The 13,976-nt window shown below is 43.7% G+C and carries 12 protein-coding genes and 1 pseudogene; 10 read left to right on the top strand and 3 right to left on the bottom strand.

Annotation, left to right across the window (positions count from 1 at the left end; translation table 11 throughout):
* Positions 1-222 precede the first annotated feature (222 nt).
* The 5 genes and pseudogenes from MKY87_RS30770 to MKY87_RS23650 all read left to right on the top strand — a co-directional run bounded on the left by MKY87_RS30770 (position 223) and on the right by MKY87_RS23650 (position 2,493).
* Positions 223-372: a Shedu anti-phage system protein SduA domain-containing protein gene (locus MKY87_RS30770; protein WP_445669465.1), complete on the top strand. Its 150-nt coding sequence runs from the start codon at positions 223-225 to the stop codon at positions 370-372.
* Between the two features lie 17 nt (positions 373-389).
* Positions 390-557 (top strand): annotated as a pseudogene (locus tag MKY87_RS30775) (Shedu anti-phage system protein SduA domain-containing protein); the annotation flags it as partial.
* Between the two features lie 298 nt (positions 558-855).
* Entirely contained in the window at positions 856-1,530 is a 675-nt protein-coding gene (locus MKY87_RS23640) for a hypothetical protein (RefSeq protein WP_340966443.1), read from the top strand.
* Positions 1,531-1,944: 414 nt separating this feature from the next.
* Complete coding sequence (locus tag MKY87_RS23645) at positions 1,945-2,127, top strand: aspartyl-phosphate phosphatase Spo0E family protein (RefSeq protein WP_340966444.1); 183 nt, start codon at positions 1,945-1,947, stop codon at positions 2,125-2,127.
* Between the two features lie 39 nt (positions 2,128-2,166).
* On the top strand, positions 2,167-2,493 hold the full coding sequence (locus tag MKY87_RS23650) for a hypothetical protein (protein WP_340966445.1): 327 nt from the start codon (positions 2,167-2,169) through the stop codon (positions 2,491-2,493).
* Positions 2,494-2,593: 100 nt separating this feature from the next.
* On the opposite strand, the gene MKY87_RS23655 is transcribed toward MKY87_RS23650, so the two are convergent.
* The 3 genes from MKY87_RS23655 to MKY87_RS23665 form a co-directional block, all read right to left on the bottom strand.
* Positions 2,594-4,273 (bottom strand): ABC transporter substrate-binding protein, encoded by a 1,680-nt coding sequence (locus MKY87_RS23655; protein ID WP_340966446.1) that lies wholly within the window; start codon positions 4,271-4,273, stop codon positions 2,594-2,596.
* 318 nt (positions 4,274-4,591) lie between these two features.
* On the bottom strand, positions 4,592-6,202 hold the full coding sequence (locus tag MKY87_RS23660) for a response regulator transcription factor (RefSeq protein ID WP_340966447.1): 1,611 nt from the start codon (positions 6,200-6,202) through the stop codon (positions 4,592-4,594).
* A 226-nt stretch (positions 6,203-6,428) separates the two neighbouring features.
* On the bottom strand, positions 6,429-8,246 hold the full coding sequence (locus MKY87_RS23665; RefSeq protein ID WP_340966448.1) for a sensor histidine kinase: 1,818 nt from the start codon (positions 8,244-8,246) through the stop codon (positions 6,429-6,431).
* A 171-nt stretch (positions 8,247-8,417) separates the two neighbouring features.
* Between MKY87_RS23665 and MKY87_RS23670 the strand changes: the two genes are divergently transcribed.
* The 5 genes from MKY87_RS23670 (at position 8,418) to MKY87_RS23690 (ending at position 13,847) form a co-directional block, all read left to right on the top strand.
* Positions 8,418-9,380: an ABC transporter permease gene (locus MKY87_RS23670; protein ID WP_370511435.1), complete on the top strand. Its 963-nt coding sequence runs from the start codon at positions 8,418-8,420 to the stop codon at positions 9,378-9,380.
* Between the two features lie 16 nt (positions 9,381-9,396).
* The gene (locus MKY87_RS23675; RefSeq protein ID WP_047842119.1) at positions 9,397-10,269 is read left to right on the top strand and encodes a carbohydrate ABC transporter permease; all 873 of its coding nucleotides are present in this window, start codon (positions 9,397-9,399) and stop codon (positions 10,267-10,269) included.
* A 196-nt stretch (positions 10,270-10,465) separates the two neighbouring features.
* A complete protein-coding gene (locus tag MKY87_RS23680; RefSeq protein ID WP_340966449.1) occupies positions 10,466-11,122 on the top strand; it encodes a hypothetical protein in 657 nt (218 codons plus the stop codon).
* 171 nt (positions 11,123-11,293) lie between these two features.
* Positions 11,294-12,910 (top strand): xylulokinase, encoded by a 1,617-nt coding sequence (locus tag MKY87_RS23685; protein WP_133385905.1) that lies wholly within the window; start codon positions 11,294-11,296, stop codon positions 12,908-12,910.
* Positions 12,911-13,205: 295 nt separating this feature from the next.
* Positions 13,206-13,847, top strand: a complete 642-nt coding sequence (locus MKY87_RS23690) for a FusB/FusC family EF-G-binding protein (protein WP_340966450.1) — start codon at positions 13,206-13,208, stop codon at positions 13,845-13,847.
* The last annotated feature ends 129 nt before the right edge of the window (positions 13,848-13,976 follow it).

Consider the following 13,976-nt stretch of genomic DNA (forward strand, 5'->3'; position numbering starts at 1 on the left):
GCATTTACCGGACATCCAGTATGTGCTGGGTCGTGAACACAGACACGTTAATGGCTACACTGAATCAGATTGGCAAAACGAAATTATAGACGTCTTGTTATTGATGTACCCTAAATATATCCGAGTATATAAAGAAGTGAAATTCAGAGATGAATATAGTTTAAAACAACGAAGATTAGACTATATGCTAATTGACTCAAGTGGGAATGTTGATGTTTAAAAATAAAAAAAACAAATTTTAATGCTCTGATTTCTCAACATACGTATAGAGATAATTTTGTTCCGGTTAGAGAACTATCAGGTACTATTATGCAAGTAGAAAAGTATTTGTTTCATTTGAACAAGTCGGGAAGACAAGGTGAAAAGATTTAACAAATAAATATAGGGAGTACCTTCCGAATGGTTTCGAGATTAATATTACAAGTCCTAGTGCTATCATTATTCTTGGAAGAGAAAAGGAACTGAATAGCGAACAACTTCGAGATTTAGAAGTTATCAAAAGAAAATATAAAAATGTAATAGATATAGTTACATATGATGATCTATTAGACGGTTAGAAGGCATTATAGGTGAATTTCAAAATCAATTATCCGAACCTAATCCGAGATAATGGGCAATTTAAGCAACATACTCTCAAGTAAATAAAATTTATGAGCCATATTTAGATAGAAGGTATATTTACTCATTATAAATCTCTGAATATCAATAAATACATTGAAATTTTCTGAGGGAGACTACAAGATGTTGAAAGACAAAGTTAGATTGATTATTAAAGGTCCAGTTATGTCGATGTGATATTGGGATTATCATTAAGGAATATACTTTTAAATTTTTAGTAGAAAGGTGCTGTTTGAGTTGATCCATCAGGTAATTCATTTTTATATTAACAAACTAGGTAATTATAATTTAGTCTTTAATAACATGAAGGTATATTGGTTTGGATTTATTAGTTTGTTAGGGTTAGTTAGTATTGCCTTTTTATTTATTCCTAATGACTACAAGTTTTATGGATTTGTAACTTACCTCATACTAACAATTATAGGATTAAACATTGTGAACATTAAAGCTAAGAAAATCGTTCTTACTAAATATGGACTGAAACAAGATGAAAGAATGTGGGGTGGTTCTGAATTTAATCTATATAAGGAAAATGAATTAAAAAAATATTTAAAGAATGAACTAGGTCTAAATTTATCGAAAAGCTGTACTAAAATAATTGAAACCCTAAATAAGGAAATTGAAAATACTAAACTCACAATTTTTTTTGTTCCAGGCATATTTGTTGGTCTCTTTATACCAATATGGAACCAATATGCTATCACTCAATTCAAAAATATAAGTTTAATGTCCGAAGCAATAACAGTATTAGGTGTTAATATTATAGTAATATTTATGATAACTTACGTGATTTCACTTCTTAGATTTGTTATGTCTGATGTAGTGAGTTTGAGAAGAAACAGATTAAAAGAACTAGTAAGCTTAATTGAAGGTATTGATTTGAGAAGCAGTGATAAAGACTCTGAGAAGTGACTAACTTTTAAATAGATATATTATTCGAATAGAAGTGGCTTTAATGGAGGTTTGATTTTAGGGGGAGAAATACATCAGCAGACCAGCGAATTGCTAGGACCGTTCAAACGTGAAAGAATAGTCTAGTTGATTTTCAACTAGCACACACAATGTCGTAATATCCAGCTCTTATTTTCGAGAATAGATTGGAAGCTGAGAGCTGATCTTATTATTGACACCGAAGGCTTAAATCGGTGTTTTTATATTTTTAATTCGATCCCCGCATTAAAATGATCATTTGTTATCTTACAATTTGGATTAGTCGAAGATATTAGTATACAGCATCGGAGCGCAGGTATTTGAATTAAAAATGACTGCTCACGTCTAGCATTAACAAGACATGATGCAGTTTAGACCCATCAGAGAGGTGCATGTATGAGCCGGTTGCTTGACTTATTGGAAGAGGAACGGCGCAAGCTTAATCAGCTTGGAGAGGCATCCTTGAAGCAAGCGATTCCGTTGTGGGACAACCCCGAAGTGCAAGAACAGAGCCGAAGGGTGGATGAACTGGTGACCCGAGTGAGTGAAATGAAGGCGAGGAATAACCGAGTTGTATGATGATGGGTGAGGTACATAATGCATAGGGGAGGAGAAACAATGGATTTTCCATCGTGGATGCAACAAGCGATTCAGGCAAGGCTGGATGAGGTGTCTGCACGGATCGAGCATGATCCTAAGCTGAGTCGTGTACGTAAGGAAACAGACGAAGCATTTGAAGCTTTGTTTGTAGGCAAGGACCTGGAGCAAATGCCTGAATATACCGAGTGGGAAAATCGGCACATTGTCAGCAAAGGAATAGAGAATGAGCGGTTGTACATGCAGGGATTAAGAGATGGTATTCATCTCACCGTATCCTTGCTGGGTCAGTCGATGTCGGAGGAGATCAATACAAAGGCTCATCAACCCTCTAACGCGAACCCATAAGACAGGGGAAGCGACCTCAATCTCTACCTAAAAAACAGCCGAAGCGTGTAACTATCGCTTCGGCTGTTTTTTTAATCTCTACTTTTCCCAAAACCCTATCTTACTTCGCACTTACCGATTTAAACCAATCATTCACTTCTTGCGTGATCTGATCTCCGCCATTGGATTTCCAGTTGGCGACGAATTGGTCAAAGGCATCAATTGGCAGATTGCCGTAGATGATTTTGTTGAAGGTTTCCATCTCGGACTGGCGGAGCAGGTTCCATTTGGACACCATGGTTGGTGTGGCTGCGCCAGTAAAATAGTTTTGTTTACGGATGTCGATCTGGGACATAACCACTTTACCTGCATACCAGTTTTCCGGTTTGCGGAACTCGGCCATTTGTTTCTCGTAAGGTGTTTCAGGCTTCTCGCCGTTGGCCAGCTTCACGAGTGTTTTCATGTACAGATCCGGGATACGTGCTGGGCCGGTCAGGAAAGGGAATTCGTTGGAGAAGTCTTTGATCTTCTCTTTGTCACTGGTCGGTTGTCCGTCAATGATATCCCAGTCGTAACCTTTGGCGAAGCCGTATTCATACTCACTGCCCGCAGCCGGGTTAGCCAGGTTATCGAGCAAGTAGTTGTAGTACAGGAAGATGGCTTCTGGATGCTTCGCATCCTTGTTGATCATGATACTTGCGTTGACACCAGAGTTCTGCCATTTCGTACCGATCTTGCCGTCTGGGCCAGCTGGAACAGGGTAAGCTTTATACTTTGAGCCAGGTACGTTCTTCAGCAGGTCGGGTGCAGGCCAGTCCGGTACCCAGTTTGCGCCAGGCAGAATTCCCGCTTTGCCCGCTGTCCAGCTTTCAGCGGATTTGCCTTCGTCCCACAGAGCGGAGTCAGCGTGGATATAACCTTTATCCATCCATTCAGCCAGCTTGGCAAGGGCTTGTTTGGCACCCGGGTTAACGGAGCCGTACTCGAGATTGCCGTTCGCGTCTTTGTTCCATTGCTCCTCGATTGTACCGTATGCACCGAACAACCAGTCGAGTTGACCCATCCAGGTGTTGGTGTTATTTTTCAGCGAGATTGCCAGCGGGAATACTTTGTCTGGAGACAGACCATCCGGGTTCTCGTTTTTGAATTTGTCCATGATGTTCTCAAGGTCTGCGATGGTTTTCGGAGCTTCCAGGTTCAGCTTCTCCATCCAGTCCTCGCGGAGCCAGAGCAGTGTATCATCGTTATCGGTGTACTCCATGATCGGCATGTTGTATTTCTTGCCGTCCTTGGTGAACGGATACCACAGTTCAGGATGTGCTGCGGCGTGATCTTTCAGGGTCTGACTCGCGTACTTGTCGAACAACTCATCGATGGCGATGAATTGACCGGAGTCGATCAGCTGATTCGTCAGTACCGCATTGGTGGGTACCGTTACGAAATCAGGCAGCTTCTCGCCAGAGGCGATAGCCAGTTGCAGCTTTTGTCTGTATTGATCGTCATTGGCCGGATACCAGGTATCTTTATGCTTCATACCCAGCGTTTCGAGCATCCAGCGATCGTGCACGTTATTTTCTTTGGTATCTCCTTGCACGTATTTCTTCGGCATCAAAACCGAACTGAACTCGATGGGTGGGTCATATTTTCCTTTGGCAAAAGCAGCTTCTGCTTCCGCTGAGCCGACTGTTCCCGGCGTATTATCGCTACCATTGTCACTGGCTGTCTCGCCACTGCCGCACGCAGTGATCGTGATGAGCGCGATAACCATGAGCAGTGACCACCATGTTTTGAATTTGATCATTGTTCAATCCCCCTACGGTGTATGATCTTTACAAATGCGTGTTCAAAAAGGCCGGTTTTCAGTACCGAGAAGATGGGATGAAGCTAGAAATGGAGTAGCGGAGCGTAGATAGAGCTACGTGAGCAACGGACATTTCGGCTGAATTCCATATTCGATGCTGATGATGCCGCTAGGCATCCTTCGTAATCAAAAGCGGACTTTTTGAACAACCTCTACAATGTAACTGTACCAATTTGGGCGGGAGGGCATCTATATGAGTTTGTTAGTTTCGATAGGACTCTATTAGTGAATGTTCCAAAAGAACGTTTTTCTGTCATGTTATTTATGCTGGTCTCTGTATTCCTGCGGAGTAACGCCAAATTGACGCTTGAACACTTTGATAAAATAAGCCGGGTCCATATAACCAATCTCCATGCTGATTTCGTACACTTTTTTGGTGGTCGTGACCAGCTTGTGGCAGGCCCGATCCATACGCAGGCGCGAGATATAATCACTGATGCCTTCGCCGGTTTCTATCTTATAGATCTTGGACAAATGGGTCGGGTGCAGGTTGACATGGTCAGCCAGTACACGTAAAGACACATCCAGATGCAGGTTTTTATCTGTAAAATCCTGAATCTTCTTCACATACTCGGAACGAATGTCCTTGATCTCGTTGGACGTGCCTTCCTTGAGTTTGCCGAGCACACTGAGTGACCATTTCCGCAGTTTGCTGATGGTAGCGAAAACTTCCCCACTTTGCAAATCCTCGACATCATTTCCCATTAAGGTGGTCAGAGTCAGCTTGTTCCGATGAGCGATGTTGGTGAACGATGCTGTAATGAGAAAACCAGCCTCCATGCAGTGCTCCCATGATTCCGACCATTTCTCATCCAGCTCTGCGCAGACCGCGAGGATTTTCTCTTCCGCTGCATCCCACTGTCCGCTCTCAAGCAGACTAATGAAGGTGGGCGGGGTATACAGCACATCGAGTGGACCTTGCGCCGCAGGTGTCTCAACATCGCTAACGCGCATGACGAATTCGCGTTCGTCGCCGACGATCTGCCGAAAATAGGCGGAAGCCTGACGGAAGCGATCGTAAATCTGGTCCGGAAAGGTGAACCACTCGGTGATGACAATGGAGAGGGAGCCTTTCAGAAACTGTTTTACTTTGGATTGAAGCTGAATCGATAACTTCTCCAGGATGGTTTCTTTGCCAATATCGCCTTTCCGTTCTTTCAACTGAAGTAAAAACACCAGATATCCGTGCTCCTCCTTCACGCCCCACACTTCCATAAACTCACCCATAATCTCTTCCGCCATATTGATGATCGCATATTCGATCAGGGTCTGATCATTGCTGTCATAGTGTCCGAATTCTTCTTCCAGCCGTACCAGCATTAAAGCAGCATCCCCGGTATGAAAGGGGAGATTGTAATTGGCGAGCTTCCGATCCCATTCGGCAGCGGCGATTCGTTGTCCCTGCAACGCCCCTAGAAGCAGTCGTCCTCGCAAATGGGGGAGATTCTCTCGCAACGTAAACTGTGTTCGTGTCAGTGAACTGACAAGTTCCCATTCGTTGTTCAATTGATCGATGGCCTTCTGAACAGCACCCATTAATTCATCGTCTGTGGGCGGCTTCAACAGATAGTCCACGGCTTCGAACTGGATGGCTTTTTTGGCGTAATCGAATTCGGAGTATCCGGATAACAGGATACATTTTATTTTTTTGTCCCGGATGCGGATGCGTTCGATCAGTTCAATGCCTGTCATTTCAGGCATCTGAATGTCTGAGATTACGATATCGATGGGGTGGGTATCGATCATTTGTAGTGCTTCGTGTGCCGAATATGCTTTATGCACATGTTCGATCCCCAGTGTGTGCCAGGGCTTGGTCATGGACAGGTTATCGACCCAGTGTGCTTCATCGTCTACGATCATCATTTGCATGTTTGTATTGTCTCCTTGGTGGTTGAACGCAGACATCTGTACACTTGCCACTCCGATGACAGAATAACCTTCCGATCGCTGTTATCCCCAGATTTATTGAATGAATTTAATAATGTGTAAATCTGGTGATAAAGGCGAGCACTCCGTTTCTTCAGGTTTTTTCTGTCCTCTGCGTTATCGTGTACGTGATCTTGTTCAAAATTAAATCGTCAATTTATTGTTTGTATTAACTTAAATTTGTATCGGTATTACCTTTATCGAAATCTGTGTCCTCTTTTGGTATCTCCCAGATGATTTCGGTTCGGAATCCGCCAAGTGGGGATGGGCCGAATAGGAGGTAGGAATGACTGCCGAACAGGTGCGTGATTCGTTGGTGCGTATTCCAAAGGCCGCAGCCCATTTCCTCTTGTAAAGGTTCCTGCATCTTCAAGTTTAGCGCTTCGTATTGTTCCGGGCTTAAGCCTGGGCCGTCGTCGTCGATGTATATTCTGCCAAAACCATTCAAGCGCTCCCCGGTAATTCGGATTTCCCCGGATGAATAGGACTTCGCTACACCGTGAATTACGGAATTCTCGACCATCGGCTGAAGCATTAATCGTGGCACCGACTGGGAGAGCATATCCTCAGGGATATCGATGTGATACTCAATTCGACCATTGCGCAGCTTCTGGATATCCAGATAGTTGATCAGCAGCTTGATCTCTTCTTGTAGCGACGACGTCTCCCGTTCCATACGGGTGGTATAGCGATAATACGCACTTAGGTTATGCGCCATGGAGACGACGGCTTGCTCGTCCTTCATTTGGGCCATGTTGATGATATACCCGAGACAATTATATAGGAAATGCGGATTGATCTGCGCTTGTAATTGCTTCAGCGTAGCTTCCCTGGCTCTAATCTTCTCGTGGAACACATTCTCGATCAGATCCTGAATCTGATGGGACATATCGTTGAATCGGCGGAACAGGAATGAGAACTCATTCTGGTTTTTGCTATGCAGTCGGACAGAATAATCCCCTTGCTCTACGCGGCGTAAGCCTTTGATCAGCTTTTTGATCGGATATTGCACATTTCGGTACAGCAGGATTGAAGCAGAGATGCCCACCACCAGCAGCAAAATCATACAGGTGTAGAACAGATTCTGACTCAGCGAGATGGGTTTCAAAATCTGATACAGTGGAATCACGTCAACCAGATGCCAATCCAGATAAGTGGACTTCACGGAGCTAACCAGATAGTTCTTACCGTTCAGCTCTACGACATCCTGTGTAGTATCTTCCGGAGAATGCGTGTCCAGATACTGAATGAGTTCTGCGGATAATTGCTTGTCCGCGCTGCGATTCAGAATGGGTGAATTTCCTTTGTGATACAAGAAAGGATCGCCTTGTCCACCCGCTTTATACGTATCCAGCATATTTTGAATATTTTCGTAGCTGAAGCTAGCTTCAATCACGAGATTACTTCCCGTGAGCATCCCCGGCTGTGCCAAGGAATCGGTATAAAACCAATAGAAGGAATTTAGTTCGTCCTGTGATGCGGCTCCCTGATCCCCATAGGTCCATCGTCCACTCATATTTTTTTTCAAATATGCCTCATCATATCCTGTCGTTTGGTTGTAGTTGGCTATGACATCCTTATTCTGCTGTGAATACACCGCATATCGGGTAGGCCATATATCCGTAACGCCGGTTTGCAGCGTCATCTTCTCTTGTATCACATAACGGGTCTGCATCCGGTCATATCGATCATCCCACATGTTAAGGCCGTTGAATGCTCTGACATTGGGATCTCGGGAGAGAATCAGGCTGAAATCCATCATCTGATTGATTCGGGAGTCGATCTGACTGGACAGAAACGTGAGCTGTTTGGTGTTGGAGATCTGCAGTTCTTTGCTGACGACATCATAGGTGACGTTATTCGAGTAGGTGTACATGATCAGAATGGGGATGAACAAGACCACAATTAACAAGTTTATTTTGGCAAAAAGACTGAATCGGGATCTGGTAGTACCTTGAAAAGGCATTAAGCGCTTCCATATATGCATGAAAAGTCTCCTTCTAATTCGTGTGTAAACAACGTCTTCCGATGATATCCCTAACAAAACACTATCAAGCCTAACAATGTTATATAGTCAGACCTCAGAACGGCTTGATACTATTTATATCAGAGAACCCGATCACACACAAAAACTTTTTTTGGGAACAGGAGAAGCGCTATGGAGGCTAAATTGGAGGGTAAGCGGATCCCGCAGGCAAACGTTGGGAACAAGCTGGATAAAAAGAGAAAAAAACGCTACAAACAGCCATGGATTCTGCACTTCATGGTGTTGCCGGCGGCTATTATGGTCTTTATATTTTCATACATTCCGATGTCCGGGATTTTGATGGCATTTCAAGATTATAAACCTGCACTGGGATTTTTTAATTCCGAATGGGTAGGACTGAAGCACTTCAGGTACATGTGGGAAAATGATTATTTCCTGCAAATTACGTGGAACACGCTATTTTTTGCCTGTACGAAGATCGTCATGAATCTGATCATTCCGTTTATCTTTGCCTTATTGCTTAACGAGGTACGGAAGATGGCACTGAAAAGAACAATTCAAACACTCGTGTATCTTCCTCACTTTCTGTCTTGGGTTACGTTGTCAGGCATTCTGATCGACATTCTGGCCCAGACGGGTATTGTCAATCAGTTCTTGGTATCCGTATTTGGTATCAAGCCGATCTTCTTCCTGGGGGATGGGAGTTGGTTCCGATTCACGATTATTGCGAGTGATGTCTGGAAAGAGTTTGGTTTCAACACAATTATCTTCCTAGCGGCACTGTCCGGTATTAACCCTGCACTTTATGAAGCAGCTGAAGTGGATGGAGCGGGACGCTGGAAGCAAACGATGTATATTACCATCCCGGCACTGATTCCTATTGGGATCGTAATCGCAACGCTGGCACTGGGTAATGTGCTTAACGCCAACTTTGACCAGATCTTTAACTTATATAGTCCATTGATTTACCAACAAGGAGATATTATCGATACGTTTGTGTATAGAGAAGGTCTGTTAAGTGGACAGTTCAGTTTCGCTACCGCCGTGAATCTGTTCAAATCGGTCATTAGCCTGATCCTGATTGTGATCTCGTACCGACTGGCTTACCGATTCGCCGGATACCGAATTTTCTAGAAAGGATGACAAACGAATGTATCATAAAACGATGCCTTACCGCATATTCAGCATATTCAACAATGTGTTCCTGACCATCCTTTCACTGCTCTGCTTGCTGCCTTTGTATCACTTGCTCATGGTATCACTTAGCGCATCTGCGCCTGCAAATGCTGGTCTCGTCACGTTCTGGCCAATTGGATTCACACTGGAGGCGTATGCGAAGACATTTGCCAATACAAACTTCCTCTCCTCCTTATGGGTATCTGTGGAGCGGACGGTACTCGGTACTGGACTTGCGTTAATTGTTAATACGCTTGCAGCCTATGCACTTTCCAAAGAGACGCGGGTGTTCCGCGCACGTAACATCTATCTGTGGTATTTTGTCATCACGATGCTGTTCAGCGGTGGCCTCATTCCGGGGTATATCCTGATTCTGAAGCTGGGACTGATGAACACATTGCTGGCCTTGATCCTGCCGGGATTGGTTGCGGTGTTTAACATCATTCTATTGCTGAACTTCTTCCGTACCGTTCCCAAAGATTTGGAAGAAGCTGCATTTATCGATGGCGCAGGTCACTTGCAGACGTTTATCAAAATCTATCTGCCCGTCTCCGTACCTGTTATTGCAACGGTTTCACTCTTCATGATGGTTGGACATTGGAATGCGTATTTTGACGGGATCATCTACATCCGTGATGCGGAAAAACTTCCACTCGCCACATTCATGCAGACGATCATCGTGCAGGCCGATATGTCGAAGCTTGATCCAGAAGCGGTGAAGAACCTGTCCCAACGGACAATTCGGGCTTCGCAGATCTTTATCAGCGCACTGCCGATCCTGCTTGTGTACCCGTTCCTGCAACGTTATTTTGTAACGGGGATTGTGGTTGGAGCTGTTAAGGAGTAGTTAAATGTAGGGAATGAATAGGATTGTAAAATGGAGTCACTGAACTGGGGAAGGCCAGGGAGGTGGCTTCTTTTTGGTGTATGGAAAAAGAATGTTGCACATATGTAGTGTATTACCTTTATTTGAATAAAATGGTACGATAAGAAAGGTGAAATGCAAATATATCCTGATTATTCCTATCGAGGAGTTGTACATAGTGAAAAAGATGATGATGTTTACACTTGCTGTAACGTTATTAAGCTGCTCCATGGCTCATACCGTTTCAAGTGCACCTAAGAAAATCAGCGTAATTTTTAATGAAAAGGAACTCAAAACACAGGCAGGAGTCGAAGCAAAAATGATAGACGGCCGAGTATATATCCCGGCTAATATTCTTCGAGGTGCGAGATTCTCGGTAGAGTATAAAAACTCAACGCTTCATTTGGTTAATAGCTATTTTCTGTACACCAGAAATTTGATGGAGATGCATGTGTTTAATCATGTCTTTACAACGCGATTCAACAAGGTGGATCAGGAAGTGGTTCACATTTTGGGCAATGTGCTGCTGGAAGAGCCGGTAGATTTCTCGAAATTACACGAGTTCATAGCGGAAGCTGAATCAAATGCGGGAATCCGACCGGAGAACTTTACTCCCGTGCTAGACTATAATTCCTTTGATTTTGGATCTGCGAGACGAAGTGTAGAAGCATACAAAAAAGCAAGTCGAGAGTTAATCGCTTATGTCGATACTGGAGACAAAGAGAGGTTGAAGTCGTTTTACGAAGAGAGAAAACAGGCACTTGAGTATTACGATTCTTACACGAATGTGTATGATCTTATTTTTAAAGCGAGTTTTACGAGTGCAGTGAGATAGAGAAGAAAATAGTAATGATGATTAGTGCAGGAGGGAATTCAAAGTGGATTTTAGAAGAATAACTTGGGATAATTTTATCGAATGTATTGAACTTTAAAATGACTTGGGTTATTAAGATGACTTTATTCTCGAATCAGGTAGATTCCAAATTCAGAGAGGATGAATACGATGATGGATCAAATCTTGAAACAAGCAATAGTCAGGGGAGAAACTTCGCTAGGCATTGAATTTGGATCCACACGAATCAAAGCTGTACTTATTGATCACCATTTTAATACCATCTGTTCCAGCAGTTATGAGTGGGAAAATCAATTGATTGGCGGTTACTGGACTTACCAGATGGATGAAATGATTCATGGGTTGCAACAAACCTATCATCAATTAAAGCAAGAGATTGAAACAAATTATGGTGTAACGATACAAAAAATTGGCTCAATCGGATGTTCTGCTATGATGCAGGGTTACATTGCACTTGATCAAACAGGGGAGTTATTGGTTCCGTTTCGTACATGGCGCAATGCCACAACGGGGAAGGCTGCATCAGAGCTAACCGAGAAATTCCAGTTTAAAATTCCAGAGCGCTGGAGCATCGCACATTTGTATCAAGCGATTTTGAACGGAGAAGAGCATGTCGCTAACATCAATTATATTACGACACTATCAGGTTACATACATCGGCTGTTGACTGGCAGTAAAGCTATAGGTATAGGGGATGCCTCAGGTATGTTCCCAATTGATGAATCCACACTGGGATATCATGAAGAAATGGTGAAAAAGTTTAACGATTTAATTGCCGACAAAGGCTACCCGTGGAATCTTAAAGATATTTTACCTAAAGTGTACACTGCCGGTGAACATGCCGGATATCTTAGTGAAGCTGGTGCTCGATTGTTAGATCCATCAGGTAACTTGGAATCCAATATACCACTGTGCCCTCCGGAAGGGGATGCTGGAACAGGGATGGTCGCTACAAATAGTGTCCAAAAACGTACGGGTAACATTTCCGTAGGTACATCGATTTTTGCCATGATTGTATTAGATAAAAAGCTATCTACGGTATACCCTGAGATTGACATCGTGACTACACCTGATGGCAATCCTGTGGCTATGGTTCTTGCGAATAACTGCTCCAGCGATATTAATGCCTGGGTCGACTTGTTCCGTGAGTTTTATGAGGCGATGGGACAGAAACCCGATATGAACCAGTTATTCAGTGTGTTGTTCAATGAAGCACTGAAAGCTGACGCTGATGGCGGTGGCTTACTGAGCTATGGCTACTATTCAGGCGAGAATATTACAGGAATTGCAAAAGGTCGTCCGTTGTTTGTACGTTCTCCAGAGAGCCGTTTCAATCTGGCAAACTTTATGAGAGTCCATCTGTTTGCTGCATTTGCTGCACTAAGGCTCGGGCTGGATATTCTGACACAGAAGGAGCACGTAACGATTGAGCACATTTGGGCGCATGGGGGATTGTTTAAAACCCCACTAGTCGCTCAAAAAATATGCGCATCCGCACTGAATATTCCCGTGTCGGTCATGTCTACCGCTGGTGAAGGTGGCGCATGGGGAATGGCTATTTTGGCTTCCTACATGGTTAATAAGCAACAGCACGAGGGTTTGGCAGAGTACCTTACTACTAAGGTGTTTATTGATGCAGAAGGACAAGAGGTTTCTCCAAATAGCGCAGACGTGAATGGATTTGCCTTGTTCATGGAGCGTTACACGGAAGGGCTGGCCATTGAGCAGTCAGCAGTAGATCATTTGCTGGAGAATGGGAAGAAAGCCTGAGATGTAATAATTTCTTGAACAGAGGAGATTGTAACGAAGCCCGTTGCCTACACTATGCTGCCCTGCTATAATTTCGTTATATCTATCGTATTGGGGGTTATGACGTGGCAATATGGATAATGCCGGATTGCTCGTTCGCTAGAAAGCCTTACGCAAAGCCTGAATAGGGGCGGACTTTGTGTAGGGCGCGACAAAAATGAGATCGTTTGCCCTGAAATCAATATCAACATAATGTTACATCCCGCAGGCTTTGCACCTTATTTGTTCTTCCAATAAAAATAAGGGGCTGAACGCCATGCAAACACCATTTATTCAGAATCATCAATTTAATTATATTCAAAAACAAGCTGATTTCCTGCTCAAAACGCTACGCTCGGTTGTAGATCCCAAAGTATTGGAAACCGTCCGTTATACGGTCGGCACCAATGCGGTGAGCATCTTCGATGAACTGACTCCGGAACAAAAGCAACTGCTGGAGCAGTTATCCACGTATGAGACGACACATGAATTGCAGACGTATATGAACCAGCTCGAATCATATCTGATTCCATATCCGCAAGTATCAGCGAAGCAGATTCAGAAACTGTTTCCAAAGGCCAAGAAGCTCAAAGTGCCCGATCTCGAATCCATCGATTACGCACGTACTACCTATCTGAGATGGACTGACATTGCGACGAGCCGTTTGTTCATCGTGTATCCGTACGAAGGCAGATTCCTCGGTATCGAGGGACGGATTACACCCACGAACAAAAAAGGGTACTGCATGTTCTGTCATCGTCATCAGCAGCTTGGATTCTTCAACGTGAAGACCAAAGCTCATTCGCCGGACAACTTTTCTTCCATTGCTCAGTACGTATGCACGGATAACACAGCTTGCAACCATAGCATTACCGACATCACCATGCTGGAGAAGTTTCTTCTCTCGACAGTAAAATAATGCAAGACACACAGACAGGGTCGCTCTACGGAGCGACCTTTTTGCCGTGTTCAAGCGTAGTGATTCGCCATTGAACGTATCACAAAACTTCAGAATACATATTCGGGTCATATCTTTTTTCTCATACGA

Origin of the sequence: Paenibacillus sp. FSL R7-0198 (assembly GCF_038000415.1) — a bacterium.
GTDB lineage: Bacteria > Bacillota > Bacilli > Paenibacillales > Paenibacillaceae > Paenibacillus.